This is a genomic window from Olivibacter domesticus, from assembly GCF_900109575.1.
In the GTDB taxonomy this organism is placed as follows: domain Bacteria; phylum Bacteroidota; class Bacteroidia; order Sphingobacteriales; family Sphingobacteriaceae; genus Olivibacter; species Olivibacter domesticus.
Genome location: NZ_FOAF01000003.1, coordinates 294347 through 313452 on the forward strand (window position 1 = coordinate 294347; position 19106 = coordinate 313452).

Genomic DNA, 19106 nt, shown 5'->3' on the forward strand with positions numbered 1-19106 from the left:
CTCATAACTGGCAACTGATAACTCACAACTAAGATTACTCATTCCTCAACGAATCCACTGGATTAGCCCTTGCTGCTCTGATGGCCTGTATACTCATTGTTAAAAATGCAATACAAATTGCCACAAACCCTGCTAAAGCAAAAACCCACCAATGTATTTCTATTTTATAAGCAAAACCGTCCAGCCACTTATTCATGGCCCACCAAGCAATGGGTGAAGCAATAATAATAGCTATCAATACTAGTTGTATGAAATCTTTCGACAATAATTGAACGATACTTGATATAGAAGCCCCCAGCACTTTTCGTATACCGATTTCCTTTGTTCGCTGATAGGCCGTTAGGGTAATCAGCCCAAGTAGACCCAAGCAACTGATCAGAACGGCGACCATCGTTGACAAATTAATAATCTTCGACATATGATGTTCTTGCGTATATAATTCCTCAATACTGTTATCGTAGAATTTATATTCAAAAGACTCCTCTGGATAAAATTTTTTCCAGTGTTTTTCTATTTCGCTTATGGTTTTTTGCCAACTTTTTGGATAGTGTTCATTTAATTTTATATTATAAGTAGAGGTTTGCTTATCTATGATTAAAACAATCGGATCAATCGACTGATAGAAATTCTTATTATGGAAATCCTTAACGACACCAACAATAGGACTTTGCTGACCGTCTTGTGGCCCTATGAATTTTCCAATGGCCTCCTTTGGCGATTTGAAACCGAGTACTTTTGAGGTTGTTTCGTTGATTAAGTATTCTTTTACTGTATCCAAGGGAAGAAGGTTACGACCAGCTAGTAAATGCATATTATAAAGAGCAAGATAGGCGGTATCAATATTCTTTATATAGGGTTGTAATTCCTTTTTTGCAGTGCCGTTATCAGGTATATAATCGTAGTTATTGCTCATCGTATTACTACTTAAAGGTGGAGCAGCAAGTGAAACGGCTTCTACTCCTTTCAGAGCTCTTAATTCATTTAATAAGGCGTATTTCGTGCCTTTATCATCATTCACTTTCCGCCACGGAATATTAACAAGAAGGATAGCATCCTTCTCAAAACCTAAATCTTTATTTAAAGTATATCGAAGTTGCTGGCCCACAATAATTGCGGATACAATAAATAACAAAGCGATAACGAACTGAAAAATTATCAAAGTTTTACGAAGTGACAAGCGGATTCCTCTAAATGAAATAAGGGTTTGATTTCGTAAAATCTGAATGGGGTTAACCCTGGAAATGAGCCAACCGGGATATAGACCGGCAAATAGAGTTGTGAGCCACAAGAAAAGCCAGAATAATACGAAAACCTGATAATAGTTAATGTAGGCCTGCATATTTTCAGGGAACAAGTCCTTAAACGAAAGAAGAAACAAATAGGTAAGAAGATCGGAAAAGAGGGCTGCAAGGATACACGTAAAGAAGGTTTCCCCTAAAAATTGATAAATTAATCGCTTACCCGAACTACCCATCGTTTTACGAACCGCTATTTCCTTCGCTCGTCGTGGTAATTGTGCGGTACTAAGATTAATGAAGTTAATTACGGCCAATATCAGCAAGAAGATTGCTACGCCAACTAAGCCCAATAGAACTGGTTTGTTGGCTTTATGAACATTGCTTTCTCCGTATTGAGTAGCAAAATGCATTGAAGCTATTGGAATAATTCTTTGATCGCGCTTAAATCGCCATTTCGCAAATAAGTCTTTCGTGTTTTTTACAGAAAGGGCATTTATATGTTGCTGTGCTTTTGATGCGGCATTTTTTTCTTCTAATTGTATATATAGTTTATCATTCGAGTTAGTGGAGCCCCAATCGCTCTGTGAAAAATAGTCTTTCGGCAACGCAAAAAACTCCTTGCCATAAAAACTAGTCGCAAAGGCTAAATCATTAACAACCCCACTGATCTCTTTTTGAATGGTGTCGTTATATATCAATGTTTTGCCGAGGATGTCGTTGACAGGTACGCCGGGGAAGTACTTTTCAGCTCGGCTTTTTGTCAAGACAACGGTATTGGGGGTGCTGAGCGCTTGATCTATCGTTCCGGCTAACCACTCATAAGGAAGCATGTTAAAATAGCTCGCTTGCGTCATCACCTGACGATCCGGCGATTTAAAAGTCTTATCCTTACCGTTTATCTGGTGAACGGTTACCTCCTCCATAAACTGTTCTGCAACCGGTACGACAAATTTGATTCCCGGCACTTCAGCCTCAATTGCTTGTCCAAGTGGTTTAGGTACCCCAACATTATGACCTTCCTGTCCATCAAATTCTAGATGGCTTACCACATTGAAGATGTTCTCATGCATTGGAATTCTTGTTTCAAAACCGAATTCAAAACTCACTAACTGGTAAATGATAAAGCAGGCACTGATGCCAATGCTTAAACCTAAAATATTTAAGGATGTAAAAAGCTTATTGTGCCAAAGCTGGCGAACGATCGTTTTTAACATTGTAGTTATTTGTTGTTAGTTGTTTGTTCTTGGTAAGGCATCGCGAATAACCAACAACCAAGAACTAATAACGAAATTTATTCGGTTCTTAAACTCTTAACGGGATTAGCTCGAGCTGATTTTATTGTTCGGAAACTAATCGTTAACATGGCAATAGAAATAGCAACGAGACCTGCAACGACGAACACCCACCATTCGATTTCAATTCGATAAGCAAAATCTTCCAGCCATTTATTCATGCCTAACCAGGCAATTGGTACAGCAATCATGATCGCAATAGCCACTAGTTTTAAAAAGTCTTTCGACAATAGTTGAACGAGGCCGTGAACACTTGCTCCCAGCACTTTTCTGATGCCAATTTCTTTGATTCGCTGTTCGGCTATGAAGGTGGCTAAGCCTAATAGGCCCATACAGGAAATTAGAACCGAGAGTACTGCCAATATGCCAACAATTTCGCTGGTTGTTTGATCCGTTTTATAAAGCTCGGCAAAATGGTCGTCTAAAAATTGATATTCAAAATCGCTGTCGGGGCTGGTACGCTTCCAAACGGATTGGATGTATGCCAAAGCATCTTGTGCTCTAGCTGTATTAATCTTGATAGAAAGCTCATTATACCCGAATTCCGTTTGATTATACAGGCAAAGTGTTTCAATTTTATGATGTAGGGAATTGAAATTAAAATCTTTAGCAATACCTACAATAGTACTGGCAGAATCTAAACCATTAAACCCAAAACGCTTACCAATTAAAGAGGCAATCGATTGGTTAGGGCTTTCCTTTAGTAGCTCTTTGGCTAATGTTTCATTGATGATATAAGTTTTTCCATTTTCAGCTGGTCTGTCCTTTGAAAAATTGCGACCAGCAAGGAGCGGAATCTGATAAACACTTAAAAAATCGGGGTCTACTATAATTTGGGAAGTTACCAAATCTTTGGCCGGGCCATCCCCATAGAATCGAACACCCGTTTGATGCAGGTTATTACCCATCTTTTGTTGACTGGCTGTAACGCCTTTGACTAAGCTATTCGTTAGAAGCTCTTGTTTCAGAGCTGCATAGTTTCTGTTGGTATTCTTGTCAAGAACAACGGAAACAATCTGCTCACGGGTAAAACCAACATCTTTCTTCTGCATAAAGCGAAGTTGTTTGATCGCTAGCAAAGTTGCGGTGATGAGCACGATGGCACAGGTGAACTGTCCAACCACCAAAACATTACGGAAAAATGTTTTACTTTTCCCTGTGGTAGCCGTGCCTTTAAGCACGGTTGACGGCTTGAACGAAGATAAATAGGCTGCAGGGTAAAGACCGGCCAAAAGGCCTAAAAGTACCATGCCTAAAAACAAAGAAAACACCAGTTTCGGGCTGCTAAATAAAGGGAAGTCTATTGCTCTAAGACTTATATGGTTAACGTATAAGAGCATTAGCTTTACCAACCCGCAGGATAAGATCAAAGCAATGCAACAAAGAAAAATTGACTCGCCAATAAATTGGAAATAAAGTTGCTCCCTTTTTGCACCGGTACTTTTTCGAACACCAATTTCTTTCGCTCGTCCGGCTGACCGGGCGGTCGTTAGGTTCACAAAATTGATAGAAGCTATAATAAGTACAACAATAGCTATCGCTAAAAAGACAAGGGTGTATTTGCTATTAAATTTCTGATAATTGATATAGTCGTGTGTAATGTCGGTAGATCCTGCGTGAACATCTCGAAGGCTCTGTAAAAATAATTCATATCCTTTCACCTGATCTTCATCCATATGTTCTTTAAGGAAGACGGGAAATTTCTTTTCGAGATTTTTGATATTGGCATTTGGATCTATTTCAAGGTAAGTGGTGAGCCAATTACTTCCCCAATTTTGCATCTGTTGAGGGCCAACGTAAGTATTAATAGAAAATAAGGCATCGAACTTAATATGTGAATTTTCGGGTATATCAGCTAAAATGCCCGTAATGGTAAAACTGGTGGTGTCTCTACCATAAGTTGTGATGGTTTTTCCTAAGGCCTCATTTTTTCCGAAGATGCTGGCAGCGGTTTTTTCTGTAAGCAGAAGGCTATTCGGTTTTTGAAGTGCTGTTTTCCGGTCGCCCTTTAACAGTTTAAAATCAAAAAGTTGTAAAAAGGTGGAATCTACCAGAAAAGTAGAAGAAAGTATATGTCGAATGCCATTTATTTGAAAAGAAGCTTTTCCAAATTGATTGACTCTTGTAAAGTTCGTAATCTCAGAAAATTCCTGCTGAAGAGCGGGGCCCATAGGATACATAGAAAGGGCTACTTTTTGAGGTGATACCATTCCCTCTGGTTTTTGAACCTCGTTCAATCGATAGATGTTCCTTTTATGTATCGCATCAAAATTTCGTTCATAATTTACAAAAAGAACGATCACGATGCATACAGCCATGCCAATGGCTAATCCCAAAATATTGAGTAGCGAGTAAAACTTGTTTTTCCACAAGTTACGCCATGCTGTTTTGATGTAGTTTTTTAACATTTTTTATAGTTGTGAGTTATGTGTTGCGCTTTTGGTTAAGCTCATAACTGGCAACGGGTAACTGACAACTAAGTTTATTCATTCCGCAAGCTATTGACTGGATTGGCCAGCGCGGCCTTAATTGCTTGTATGCTTACCGTAAGCAAGGCAATTAATAGTGAAATTGCTCCGGCTAGCACAAATATTTCCCAACCAAGGTCAATCTTATATTCAAAACTATTAAGCCATTTGTTCACAGCCCAGAAGGCGAGTGGGAAAGCAATAAATACCGCTCCGAGAACCAGTTTTAAAAAATCTTTAGAGAGTAGGTTTACAATATTAATTAAGGATGCTCCAACTACTTTTCGGATACTGATCTCTTTTGTTCGTTGCTCTGCGGCGAATGACACCAAAGCGAATAATCCCATACAAGAGATGATGATCGCAAGTGCACCAAAATAACGAACCAGCAGGTTTACCTGTTGTTCACTTTTATACATCTCTTCATATGTCTCATCAGCAAAATGATATTCAAAAGGATAATCAGGATTCATGTTTTTAGTGAGTGTTGAAAGCGCGGTTAATGCTTCTTTCAATTTTCCAGCCTGCGTTCTTACCATCATATAACCGTTTTCCTTATTCGAAAAACAAAGAACAAGTGGTTTGATCGGTGTATGTAATGATTCCGTGTGAAAATCTCTCATCACGCCAATGATGGTTTGCTTACCATTCCAAAAATTGATCTGTTTACCCACTGGGTCTTTCATCCCCATGAGCTTAGCTGCTGTTTCATTAATAACATATGCACTGGTATCAGCTGGATGTTCGATAGAAAAATCTCGACCTGAAACGATATCAATATGCATTGTCTTAGTAAAATCATAACCAACTAAAGCCACAGTAGTAGCAGTCTGTAAGTTTGGGTCCTTGCCTTCCCAGGAAAGATCGTTGGAGGTACTTTGAAGATTCATGGGTAACATCCCTACCGTACTCGCCGCAACAACAGAAGGTAGGGATGCAGCCTTCTGGCGAAATGTTTCAGATTTAGTATATAAATTTCCTTCCAAAGGAACGTATAAGACATTTTCCTTATCCATTCCCAAGTTCAGGTTTTGGATATAATTTACTTGGTTACCAATAACGAGAATGCTAACGATAAGAAAAATTGATAATGTAAATTGAAACACCACTAAACCTTTCCGTATGGTTAATACATCTAACTTCAGTCCGCGGTTTCTCGACGTGAAAGTACCCTTCAGAATATTTATTGGCTGGAAGGAAGATAAAAAGATAGCAGGATAGCTGCCAGCAATAAAAGTGGTGAAGAAAACCAGAACAAGAATGCCACACCAAAGAATAGGATCACTACTGCTTAAAGCGATATGCTTTTCAAAGGAACTATTGAAGTAGGGAAGAAATAACCATACAAATATAAAAGCCAATATGACGGCAGTTAAAGTCGTTAACAACGATTCGATATAGAACTGTATAATAAGTGTTTTACGTGGAGCACCAACAGTTTTTAAAACCCCCACTTCTTTTGCTCTTTTTGCTGAACGTGCCGTCGCCAGATTCATAAAGTTAACGCATGCAATTACTAGAATAAATAAAGCTACCAGCAGAAATATATGAACATAAGCTATCCTGCCGCCATCCGGCTGGCCGTTTTTATAACTCCCATATAAATAAATATCCTTGATCGGTTGAAGAATGGGAGTACTTTTCATATCGGTTTGATACCGATTGTAAATGTTTTTCATGGAAGCCATGGCCTGAGCGGCAGTTGTGTTGGGCTTTAGCTTAACATAGGTTTGAAATGAATTATTTCCCCAAGTTTTCATCCAATCCTGCTCATTGATTTTAAAATTTAACAGCCAAGCGAATTGTAGAGTAGAATTCTCTGGAATATCATCAATTACTGCTCCTATGGTATAGACTTTATTTTTATCCACTTCGATTGTCCGACCTATTGCATTGGTGGTGTTAAAATGCTTAAGCGCCAATGTCTTCGTGATTACTATCTGATCAATTGAGGCCAAGGCCTGAGCGGGGTTGCCACTGAGGGGTTTAAAACGGAAGACCTTAAAAAAGTCGGAAGAGGCATACCAACCCACTTCTTTTACAGATTTATTTTCAGTACTCAACAGGAGATTGGGCGCATAACCTAATTTTGTAACGGCTTCGATTTCTGGAATATCAGAACGAAGGGCTGGTTCAAGCGGCCCAGGCGTCATGTTTCCAGTTTGTATTTCCCCATTAAAAAGTGAGTTTATACGCACGGCATAAACTCTATCGGCATCAGTTAAAAAGTGATTGTAACTTAGCTCATCTCTTATCCACAAGCTGATAAGCATAAAGCAGGATAAACCTAACGCTAAGCCGAAAATATTTATAAATGAATATCCTTTTCCTTTTAGTAGACTTCTCCAAGCAATTTTGAGATAGTTTTTTATCATGATTTTTGCTTTTTTTATCCTTATATGTTTTACGCGAGGCTTAGGCTTTAAGCATTTGCAACACAAGTACAGACAATTAGCAAATAACTAAAACATCACCAAATATTCAATGTATTGATTGTGAGTTGTTTATGGTTTGTAGTCGAAATGAAAGTGTTCGATTTCGAACAGTGGCCGTTCGGAAGTGGACAAAAACTCTTTACACTTAAGTAACAAAACCATGAGCAATATGAGACCGAGCCAACAATCCGTTAAGCATAAATGTCTAATTTGTATGTTGTTAACAGATAGCACAATAACTATGAAAGCGGCAGTATTGGAAAGAATTGGGGCATCTCCGAAATTTAAGATAAAAGAATTACCAAGCCCAGCGATAAAATCCGGACAGGTACGGATAAGAAATTATGCCTCGTCTGTAAGCCCGGTAGACACGATGATAAGGCAAGGAAAGGCCGTTTTAGCATCAGCGGGGTTGTCAAACCAGATTATCGGAAGCGATTTTTCAGGCAGGGTAATAGCATCCAAAAGCAGGCTTTTTAAGGAAGGTGATGAAGTATATGGAATGAGGCCAATAATTAAAGGAGGGGCCTATGCGGAAGAGTTGGTTATTGATGATGATTTAGTTGTTTTAAAACCGACAAACTTAACTTTTCTGGAAGCGGGGGTTATTCCACTTGTTGGCTTAACGGCTTATCAGGCACTATTTAAAGTGGGCAGGTTGCAGGCAAAAGAAAATGTACTCATAACGGGATGCACAGGAGGGGTGGGAGCTGCAGCGGTGCAGTTAGCTCAAAGCATGAATGCCCATATCAGTGGGCTTTGTAGCGAAAATCACCGTGCTTATGCTAATGCTATAGGCTGTGATGTAGTAATTGATTATAAAAACCAACAAATCCCGTCGGGCGCTCGGTTTGATTTAATTTTTGATGCAGCAGGGATGTATACGTATAGCGACCTAAAACATCATTTAGCAGAACATGGGCTCTTTGTTACCACCAGAGGCGAAACGAATAACATAAAAGGCATTGTAAAAACGGCTGTTGACGTTGTTTTCGAACCGAATATGAAGTTTGTTTTCGTAAAACCCAATGCAGAAGATTTATTGGCATTAAAGGGCTTCATTGAACGAGGACAACTCAAACCGCATATTGCACATACTTTTTCGCTTGAACAGTTAACGGAAGCACACAGACTCATGAAAAAAGGGGGATTCGTAGCAAAAATAGCGATAGATATCAGTTGATAACGCGAGTATCTTAACTATACTCAGATTAGCTACGCACCCAGACCTACACAAGCTATGACCGGCAATGCTAATTTTCCCGATCCTACGCCTGCATTGGAAGATGTACAAGCAGCTATTGAAGATTATCAAGAGAAACTGGCCAAAGCCAGTCAGAAAGGAAGCCCCTTGGATATTAGCCTAAAGAATGAGCGTAAATTGATTTTGGCTAATGTCTTGAAGAAGCTAGCTTTTTATGTAAATAGCATAGCAGAAGGCAATATGCCGATGTTGCTGAGCTCGGGTTTTTCCTTGTTTGCACAACCGATATCGGGCCTGGTTCCTTCTATTCCCACACGTTTACGTATGAGTGATGGGCCTTTGAGTGGACAGATCCGCTTTGATTTCGATAAAGTTGGTTCCAATGCAATATATGAGTATTGTTATGCTTTCCAAAAAGATGCTAACGGAGAACTGTTATGGAGCGATCGAATGAGTACCACGTCTTCTGTGAAGAATATGCTGCAAGCAGTACAACCAAGCATTACCTATTATCTGCGGGTGCGGGCAATAAATAGTAATGGTGTAGGAGATTGGTGTGATCCTGTTTCACTAATTGCCAGATAGTGGTTTTTCCCCGCAGCTATCATAAACTGCGGGGATTTATACAAAAAAATTTGTGGAAGCAAACTCACAAAAGTTATGCATCAATATGGGTATGTCTGCAACCATTCCCAAAAATTGTCACGATGGATAACCTCAGTCCTTTCTGGCTTGTAGTTTTCAACAAAAGCTTTAGGGAAGTTTACCTTAGTCCGTGGATTCCATTTAAACTCAAAAGCGTATAATTTACCATCAATCTCTTCTATATAATCCACTTCTGCCTGTTGCTTATTTCGCCAAAAATAGATTGATCCGTAAAAGCCATTGTAGGCAAGCAGTTTTTTTCGTTCAGACAGTAGAAAATTTTCCCATAGTGCTCCAATATCCTGACGGGCTTCTAGCGGACTGTAATTTCCAATAAGGCTATTTCGAATACCGTTATCATAAAAGAAAATCTTCTTTTTAGTGTTGATTTCGTTTCTTAAGTTTCGACTGTAGGTTCCTATACGGTAAACAACAAAGACCTGTTCCAGTAAGTAGATATATTGGTCTATCGTTTTGACATCTGCAGCTACTATCTTTGACAATTCATTTAAGGAGACCTCTGCACCTACCTGCCATGCCAGCGCCTTTAGGATTTTCTCCAACAACATTGGCTTTTTGACACCGGTAAGAGTTAAAATATCTTTGTAGAGATAGCTATTGGTTAAATTCGTTAACAATTGCTTAGCATCTTGTTGTGAGGTGATAATTTCAGGGTATGTGCCAAAGATGAGATATAGTGGAAGTTTTTGTATACTTGTTAGCAGGCCTTCGTACCTTATTAGCTCCGAAAAACTAATAGGATAAAGAAAATATTCCCATTTTCTGCCTGTGAGCGGCTCTTGAGTGATATTCGCAATATTTAATGCTGATGAACCTGTTAGTATAAGCTGTATACCTGAATTTTGATCTACGAGTTGCTTGCAGATAAGACCGATATCAGCGATCATTTGCGCTTCATCCAGCACAATGATTTTTTTATTCTCAAAACTTTGTCTTAATAGAGCTATCTGATCTAGACGCCAGATATTTCGCGTAGTTACATCGTCTCCATTAAAGTAAATAGAGTCTTCTTGTAACTCAGAGATGACATGTTTGACCAGTGTAGTTTTTCCCACTTGTCTGGGGCCAAAGAGTATAAGAACCTTTTTATAATCAATGCGTTTTAGTAGCCCAGCTTTTAGGTTCCTCTGTATCATATTTTAAAATATTATGACTCAAATATATAACTTTTATGGAATCAAATCCACAAAAGTTATGCTTTTTATGGAATCAAATCCACAAAAGTTATAATTTTTGTGATTTTCAGCTTTTTAGAAGGGTGAAAGAGAACGATATAGGTATTAATTTTTTATTTATCGATTTGTTTTAAAAATGTATTTATAGATGTTTAATAATTATTTTGTAAGATTTAAATATGCTTTTTAATAATATTTTTATATATTTGTGGTATATCAATTTTAAACCACATGACACCTAATCTAACAGATACCTACGGAGGAATGCTTACACAGGATGAGCTTGCTCAACGCTATGCTTATATTAATGCACGTATAAAATTCGATTATACGGAAGAAGAATTGTCTTTTTTGATGGGAAAAGCGCCTTATTATTTTACAGATTATGAACGTATGGAGAACGGATCCCGACTGTCGGATGAAGACATAGAAATCTTATCCCGTATCTTTTACGGACAGCTTTTAGAAGGGGCTCCTTTTGAGAGGGATGAATTTTACACCTATCAAGAGAAAAGATTGATTCGGGTACAAAAAGAAATAAAAGATGGTATGTTGTTTTATAAGATTATACATCCCTGGCTCATCAGAAAAGATAAGATTAAGGTAAATGATCCCATCAAATTTTATGAAATCATTCGAAAAATCACCCCTTATGAAGAGCAAAAAGTCAAGAGCGAGATCCGTTACGTGCTACAAAGGTTAATAAACAGAGGCTTTTTCCAAACGAAGCAGGCACCTCATGTAATATACAAGGAAGTAGCAAAATATGTTGACCGTAATATCACTATTTATCCGATTTATTTAAAGCAGGTGTTACATGATTTTTTGCATTCAGGCAAAATGATATTGAAAACTACGAACGGAGTAATGCATTTTATATTAGGTAAGGCCTATCTTGAAAAGCAACAGCTGTAACTCGTTATAAATGAATTGCTGCATATATAAAGCATTATTCTTAAAATTTGCTTTTTGTAAAGAGCAATATTTTTTTTATATAAAGCAAAATGGAACATCTGTTTGAAACGTCTTATCAAAAAATTTGAGGAAGAAGTAAAACGAATAAACAAAACACCTTAAGAGCTGTTTATGACTCTAAGGCTTATGTTCCATTTGCTTCAATTTATTCGCCTCAGCCCAATAACCAATAACGAGCAACCAATAACGAATAACTAAATTCATTCATCTTTCAGTGATTTCACGGGATTAGCAACAGCCGTTCTTAAGGCTAGAAATCCAACGGTTAATAAGGCAATTACAATGGCTGCAAATCCAGTAATCAGAAACATCCACCATTGAACTTGGATACGGTAAGCAAAATCCTTGAGCCACTGATTCATCACCACCCAAGTGAGCGGAATGGCCAGGAGAAAGGCGATTCCTACCAAAAAGATGTACTCTTTTGTAAGCAGCGTAAAAATATGGGCGGAAGAGGCGCCTAATACCTTTCTTATTCCAATTTCTTTCGTTCGCTGTAGCGTATTGAAAGAAACCAACCCCAATAGTCCTAAACAAGAAATAAAAATAGAACATATCGAAAAGGAAATGAATAACCTGCCAAAACGTTCTTCTGCCTGATATTGAGCATTGAAAGCCTCATCAGCAAAATAGTAGATGAGTGGAAGGCCCGGCGCTATATGATGCCATTTTTGTTCAATTGCTTTAATGGTTTCGGGTATATGCTCAGAAGAAATCGATAAGGTTAAGAACGTGAAGAATCCTGGGGAAATTTGCATCGTCAGCGGTTGTATTTCCTCGTGCATAGAATGAAAGTGAAAATCCTTTACAACGCCGATGACTTCGCCAGTCCCCCCTCGTTGAGAAAAGCGCTTGCCGATGATGTCTTGCGGGTTTGCATAGCCTAAGCGCGCAAGACAAGACTCGTTTATTAACATCGTCTTGCGGAGATCTTCTGGGGAAGCCTTTGAAAAACCTCGGCCTGCGATGACCTGGATATCATATTGCTTCAAAAAAGCGTCGTCAATAAAATATACATCCGACTGAAATTCTTCCATCATTCCATTCTTCCCTTCCATAGTGGTGGCAAATTGTCTGTTGGGTTTTCCTGGAATATAAGCTGAAAAGCTTGCTTGTTCGATACCTGCTATCTCGGTAAGTGCTTGTTTAACTTGATCTTGGTGCTCTCTAATACGTTCATCATAGTGAAAATCGATCACTAAGTTATGGGCCTTTTTAAAACCTAAATTCTCATTACGCATGAAGTTTAACTGCCGATATACCACCAAGGTGGACACTGTTAATAGTATGAAAATAACAAATTGAATAATTACGAGGGATTTGCGTAAATCTTGTCCCTTGCTACTGACAATAAACCTTCCTTTTAAAGTAGCTGTTGGTTTAAAACGAGAAAGAAAAAAAGCTGGATAGATACCAGAAAGCAGTCCGGTAAGTAAGGCGATCGACAATGCATATGGCAGGTAGGCAATATAAGTTTTAATGTCGTCTATAATAGTTTTTCCTGTCAGGATATGGAACCAGGGGATCGCAATCCCACATAAAACAATGGATACAAGAAAGGCTAAAGTAGCAAGTAGGATTGCATCCATAAAAAATTGAAGGGTCAGTTGTTTTTTAGTAGCACCCATCATCTGCCGCACACCGATTTCTTTAGCTCTTTTAATAGACAGTGCTGTGGTTAAATTAATGTAATTAAAACAAGCAATACAGAGCACAAAGAGTGCTATAAAAGAGAAAACGTAGATGTTGGTATAATTTCCTACGGTGGTTGATCCCGCTTTATTACCTCTTAAACTTCCGTGGTGATACAAGTCTGCCAAGGGTTCCAGAACAAAACGATATTCCAGCTTGCTATCAATAGGAATGATCTTGGCGAATGCATCAATTTTTTGTTGAAACTGTTTGATATTTGTGTTATCTTTTAGTAGTAGATAGGTAGAGAAGCCGAACTTTTTCCAATCTTCGGTAGAATAACTGGCGTTAGGAGAAGAGAACAAGGTGGACATAGACAGCAGTATGTCCGTTCTAAAATGCGAATTGCTTGGAATATCTTTCATTATCCCGGTAACGGTCGCTGGATGTTTTCCATCCAGTGTTAAGGTTTGGTTCAGACAATCGGTGGTGCCAAAGTATTTTTTTGCAGCAGTTTCTGAGAGTACAATATTGAATGGTGCATTAAGGGCTGTAGCTACATTGCCTCTTAACAAAGGGAAAGAAAAGATGGAAAAAATGGAAGAATCAGCATAGGCCAAGGTCTCTTCACCGAAATTTTCGTGTTCTTTGGAGATAATATAATAATCGAGCAGGAAGCGACCCGCTTTTTCCACTTCGGGAAAATTCCGTTCGAGTGCAATTGCTAAAGCTGGAGCGCTCGTTTCCTGGTTGACACCAGTGGCTCCTTTGATATCTGTACTGATGCGGTAGATACGATCGACATTTTTGTTAAACTGATCATAACTCAGTTCGAAGCGTACAAAGAAAAAGATGAGATAAACGATACATAGCGCTACCGCCAACCCAAAAATGTTAATGATCGAAAAACGTTTGTTTTCGAATAGATAGCGAAGCGTTGTTTTGAGATAGTGTTTTAACATCTGCTTATAGTTTCTGAGTTGTGAGCTGTGCGTTGCGAATTTGGTTAGCCTCATAACTGGCAACCGGTAACTCACAACTAAGTTTATTCACTCCGCAACGATTTTACTGGATTGGAACGTGCTGCTTTAATAGATTCATAGCTTATGGTGAGTAAGGCGATGGCTATTGTGGTTAACGCGGAAAAAATAAATACAATCCATCCTATATTTATCCGATAGGCAAAGCCATTCAACCAACTATCTATCGTATACCAGGCAACAGGCATTGCAATTAAAATTGCAATTAATACCAGTTTGATAAAGTTTTTCGATAGCAGGTATACCACACTAAACACCGTAGCGCCCAATACTTTGCGTACACCAATTTCCTTGAACCGTTGCTCCGCCATAAATGCTGACAGGCCATATAGCCCTAAACAGGAAATGAAAGTTGCTAACAGGGCAAATAGATTAAAGAGGCTGCCCATACGTTGCTCTCCTTTATATAAATTATCCAAATCTTGATCTAAGAACCCATAGGAGAAAGCGAACTCTGGATTCAGGCTGGTGGTGATCTGTTCCAAAACTTTAATCGTAGCCTCTGTGGTACCCGGTTGGGTTCGTACCACCACATTGCCTCCGTAATTGTTTAGACGCATGATGAGTGGTTCAATCGCTTGTTGTATAGGCTTAAAATTAAAGTCCTTAACCACACCGATGATAGTACCTTTTTTACCATACAAAGCAATTGGCTTTCCAACAGCTTCAGCTGCATCCAGCCCCATCATCTTGACAAGTTTTTCGTTGACTATATAATTGCTTGAGTCTCCCCTAAAATCGGTAGAAAAGACTCTCCCCGCAGCCATTTTCATTTGAAACACCTTAAAGAAACTTTCACTTACATCCAAATTAGGTATAACGGGCTGATTGTTAGGGTCCTTTCCCTCCCATGCTACGTCAAAAGAGCCCGACATAACATTAGTGGGTATTATATTGGTCAGCGTGAAATTGGCTGTCAGGGGATGTTGCTCCAGCTCGCTTTTGTAAGCATCTAACTTATTGAAAATATCACCCCGCATGGGTACATATATTAAATTTGAGCGTTCGTATCCTAAGTTCATGTTTTTTATATACTGTAACTGATTATATACTACGACTGTGCCAATTAGTAGTATAATAGAAACGGTAAATTGTAAGACTACTAATGTATTACGGAAAATCAAATCGCCCCTTCCACCTAAATTCATTTTTCCTTTCAATACTTTTACCGGTTGGAAACCTGATAAGAACAGAGCGGGGTAACTGCCGGAGATTAACCCGGTGAGGAGGGCGATGCTAACTAGCATAAGTACCATCTTACCATCAAATAAGCTAATACCTAATTCCTTCCCTGCGAGATGATTGAAGGCAGGTAGTGCCAGCCAAACCAGTCCAATAGCAATAAAAAGTGCCAGAAACGCAATCAAGATAGATTCGCCCAAAAACTGGCCGATAAGTTGTCCACGCGCTGCGCCAACTACTTTTCGTAAGCCGACCTCTTTAGCACGTTTTGCAGACCTAGCGGTAGAGAGGTTCATAAAGTTGATACATGCCACAATTAATATAAATATGGCGACGATAAAGAGAATATTAACATATTGAATATCTCCATTCTCTGTCAACTCAATTTGTAGATGAGAATGGAGGTGGATATCAGTTAAGGGCTGTAGATGAAAGGTTATTTTCTGTTCAGTGGTATGTGCCTTATAAAGTTCGTTTATTTGTTTTTCCAGTGATAACAGATGAGCCTTACTGGGATCGAAATCTCGGTCGAATAAGACGTATGAATAAAAATTAAAATTACGCCAAGTATTATTAATTAGATCTTCATCCGTATGGGCAATAGCTGCCATGGGCATCAGATAATTAAACTGTAAATGAGAATTTGTAGGGGTATTGGCTAAAACACCTGTAACGGTAAGCAGTTTATCGTTATCCATCTTTAAGGATTTACCTAAGGCGGGGACCTCGCCGAAATATTTTTTGGCAAGGTTTTCGGTAAGCAAAATACCATCTGGACGTTGCAAAGCTGTTTTGATATCACCTGAAATAAGACGAAAAGAGAAAACATCGAAGAAAGTTGAATCAACATAAAAGCCTCTTACTTCCTCAAATTTTTTATCCCCATATTCAAAGGTCTTTTTTGAAGGATGACTCAGTCGAACGGTTTTTTTTATGGAGGGTATTTCTGCCTGAAGCGCGGCAGGCATGCCCGCAGCATTTATAGCCGCCTTGAAATCATCGGTGGCAACGGCGGTAACGCGATAGATCTGATCAGCATGCTTATGAAAGCGATCATAACTTTTTTCATTTTGCACCCATAAGAGAATTAAGATACTGGCAGCCATACCGACCGCTAAACCTGCGATGTTGAGTATCGAAAATGATTTTTGACGAATCAGGTTTCTAAAGGCAATTTTGAAATAGTTTTTTAACATCTTTTTATAGTTATGCGTTGTGAGTTATGCGTTGCGAGTTTGGTCAAGCTCACAACTGGCAACTGATAACTTGCAACTGAGGTTACTCATTCCTCAACGAATCCACTGGATTAGCTATCGCTGCTTTGATGGCCTGAAAACTTACTGTAAGTAAAGCAATGCATACGGTCGACAATCCTGCCACCGCAAACATCCACCATTCAATATCGACGCGGTAAATAAAATCTTCTAGCCATTTATTCATGCACCACCAGGCAATAGGAGAGGCAATCAAAAAAGCTAAGCATATCAATTGGATAAAATCTTTTGATAACATGGTTATAATACCCGATATAGTGGCTCCGAGTACTTTGCGGATGCCAATTTCTTTGGTTCGTTGAAAGGCGGTTAATGTAGCCAAACCGAATAAGCCTAGGCAACTAATCAATATTGTAATGGCTGTAGCCAGATTGATCAGCTTAGCCAGTTGTCTTTCTTGGATGTATAGGGATTCCAATGTTTCGTCATAAAAATGATATTGAAAAGCATCGGGGGGATAAATATTGCCCCATTGTTTTTTAATTGTTTTTAGCGTGGCCTGCCATTGGCTTGGATTCCGGGTGTTGAGCTTAATATTGAAGGTAAGTAAATTTTGTTTGTCCGACATCAGGGCTAAGGGTTCAATTGATGTATAAAAGTCTTGGCTATGGAAATCTTTTACTACGCCAACAATGGAGAACGCGCTGTTTCCCGATTGCCGCATCATTTTTCCTACGGCCTCTTGCGGTGATTTGAAACCAAAGGCCTTGGCTGCCGTTTCATTAATGATAAATTCGTTGGTAGTATCCGAATGATGTAAGTTCCTCCCTGCCAATAGTTCCATTTGGTACATCGATAGATAGGCAGTGTCAATCCATTTTTTAAAAACTTGTATTCCGGCTGGATCTTTTTTATCCGAAATCAGCTCGAAAGGGCTCGAAGAATAGCCGGAAGAAAGGGGAGCAGACCCTAAAGCTATATGCTCAATGCCGGGTAGATTTCGTAACTGATTTAAAAGGGTAAATTGTTTGTCTTTGTAGCGAGGATTATTCTGATATTTCCAAGGCACGTCCACGAGCACAATAGCCTCTTTATTAAAACCCATATCAGCTTTAAGCGTATGACGTAATTGTGTGCTCACGATGATGGTGCTCACGATAAAAATCAAAGCGATGACAAATTGAAAGACAATTAACACTTTTTGCAAGCTGAAGCGGCGCGTCGCGCTTGCGCCTGAAAAGAAATTCTTAAACACAGAAGTTGTTTTTACCCTGGTGATTAGCCAGCTCGGATAAAGACCCGCCAATAAGGTAATCAGCAGCGTCAGACTTAAAGTGAAAGTTAGAAATAAGCGCGGGCTGCTATAAGGGGTTAGGCCTTCCGGGATGATATCGCTTACGATCCAAAAACCCAATAGGATAAATGCGGAAGCCAGTATAGATGAGAAGAGCGTGGTTAGGAAGGTTTCTAACAAAAACTGACCGATCAGGTGCCAACGATTACTGCCTAGCGTTTTACGAACACCGATTTCTCGACCCCGCTGGGGAATTTGCGCTACACTCATGTTGATATAATTGATGCAGGCGAGAATCAGCAAGAAAACACCAATTCCAACCAACCCGTAGAGCACGGCTTTGCTTGTTTTGCGTACCCCATAATCGCTAACATCAGTTGCGAAATGAATATCTTTAAGGGGTAATAATTCGTAAGACTTGCCTCTTTTTATTGGACTTCCCCGTTCTTCTCCAAATGCTTTCCAATGTCTTTGATCAAGTTTATTGATTTGATCCAATATGGCAGTAACATTTGCTCCTGCTCTAAACTGCAAATACAGTTTGTCGCTACCATTGGTGTTAGTCCACATATATTTTTCGAAAGTTTTTTCGGGTAAGGTCAAAAACTCTTGCGCGGTAAATTCTGAAGGGCGATAATAATCGGCAACAATGCCGGTCACGGTTCGTTGTACCGTGTCGCGCCCAAAGTAGGTGATGGTTTTATGTAGAATGTCTTCTGGAGGGGTCCCCGGAAAATATTCCTGTGCCCTACTTGCTGTAAGCACGACACTTTCGGGGGTATTCAATGCGCTTGCCTTACTCCCAGCAAGCCAGGTATAGGGCAACATTTCGAAATAAGCCCGATCAGTTGCTGCTATTTGTTGTGGATCGTCTTTGATGAAATCTGTTTTGGTTTCCCGCTTGATCTCAACGGCATTGATCCATTGATAAAACAGGGGCACCACATGGTCTAACCCAGGTATTTCTTCTCGAATACCTTGATATAAGGGCGCGGATATGCCCCCCATTTTATCGCCTGAACCAAATGCGGAGACAACTTTATAGATGCTTTCCTTGTGTGGCAATTGGGCATCATAACTGAACTCATGCTGGATAATACGGTAGATGATCCAGCATGAGCTAATGCCAATAGCTAAACCTAATATATTCAGTGCGGTGAATAAGCGTTTGCGCCATAAGTGGCGAAGACTGGTTCTTAAGTAGTTTTTTAACATCTTTTTATAGTTATGCGTTGTGAGTTATGCGTTGCGAGTTTGGTCAAGCTCATAACTGGCAACGCATAACTCGCAA

General features: G+C 39.3%; 10 protein-coding genes. 3 read left to right on the forward strand and 7 right to left on the reverse strand.

Annotation, left to right across the window (positions count from 1 at the left end):
* Positions 1-34: 34 nt before the first annotated feature.
* From BMY50_RS15640 to BMY50_RS15650, 3 genes are all read right to left on the reverse strand, one after another.
* Positions 35-2452, reverse strand: a complete 2418-nt coding sequence (locus BMY50_RS15640; protein ID WP_093326332.1) for an ABC transporter permease — start codon at positions 2450-2452, stop codon at positions 35-37.
* A gap of 77 nt (positions 2453-2529) precedes the next feature.
* Positions 2530-4938 carry an ABC transporter permease gene (locus tag BMY50_RS15645; protein WP_093326333.1) on the reverse strand — a complete coding sequence of 803 codons (2409 nt, stop codon included), beginning with the start codon at positions 4936-4938 and terminating at the stop codon, positions 2530-2532.
* A gap of 74 nt (positions 4939-5012) precedes the next feature.
* On the reverse strand, positions 5013-7373 hold the full coding sequence (locus BMY50_RS15650) for an ABC transporter permease (RefSeq protein WP_093326334.1): 2361 nt from the start codon (positions 7371-7373) through the stop codon (positions 5013-5015).
* Positions 7374-7674: 301 nt separating this feature from the next.
* Here BMY50_RS15650 and BMY50_RS15655 point away from each other — a divergent pair, with 301 nt between their 5' ends.
* Together BMY50_RS15655 and BMY50_RS15660 are read left to right on the forward strand one after the other, a co-directional pair.
* Positions 7675-8616: an NAD(P)-dependent alcohol dehydrogenase gene (locus BMY50_RS15655; RefSeq protein WP_162276607.1), complete on the forward strand. Its 942-nt coding sequence runs from the start codon at positions 7675-7677 to the stop codon at positions 8614-8616.
* A 57-nt stretch (positions 8617-8673) separates the two neighbouring features.
* Positions 8674-9222 (forward strand): fibronectin type III domain-containing protein, encoded by a 549-nt coding sequence (locus tag BMY50_RS15660; RefSeq protein WP_093326336.1) that lies wholly within the window; start codon positions 8674-8676, stop codon positions 9220-9222.
* Positions 9223-9302: 80 nt separating this feature from the next.
* Here BMY50_RS15660 and BMY50_RS15665 read toward each other — a convergent pair whose 3' ends face one another.
* Entirely contained in the window at positions 9303-10439 is a 1137-nt protein-coding gene (locus BMY50_RS15665; protein ID WP_093326337.1) for an ATP-binding protein, read from the reverse strand.
* A 270-nt stretch (positions 10440-10709) separates the two neighbouring features.
* On the opposite strand from BMY50_RS15665, the gene BMY50_RS15670 reads away from it, so the two are divergent.
* Positions 10710-11393, forward strand: coding sequence for a hypothetical protein (locus BMY50_RS15670; RefSeq protein WP_093326338.1), 684 nt, complete (start codon positions 10710-10712; stop codon positions 11391-11393).
* A 260-nt stretch (positions 11394-11653) separates the two neighbouring features.
* Here BMY50_RS15670 and BMY50_RS15675 read toward each other — a convergent pair whose 3' ends face one another.
* The 3 genes from BMY50_RS15675 to BMY50_RS15685 all read right to left on the reverse strand — a co-directional run bounded on the left by BMY50_RS15675 (position 11654) and on the right by BMY50_RS15685 (position 19030).
* The gene (locus tag BMY50_RS15675; protein WP_162276608.1) at positions 11654-14047 is read right to left on the reverse strand and encodes an ABC transporter permease; all 2394 of its coding nucleotides are present in this window, start codon (positions 14045-14047) and stop codon (positions 11654-11656) included.
* 83 nt (positions 14048-14130) lie between these two features.
* A complete protein-coding gene (locus BMY50_RS15680; RefSeq protein WP_093326340.1) occupies positions 14131-16503 on the reverse strand; it encodes an ABC transporter permease in 2373 nt (790 codons plus the stop codon).
* An 82-nt stretch (positions 16504-16585) separates the two neighbouring features.
* Complete coding sequence (locus tag BMY50_RS15685) at positions 16586-19030, reverse strand: ABC transporter permease (RefSeq protein WP_093326341.1); 2445 nt, start codon at positions 19028-19030, stop codon at positions 16586-16588.
* Positions 19031-19106 lie beyond the last annotated feature (76 nt).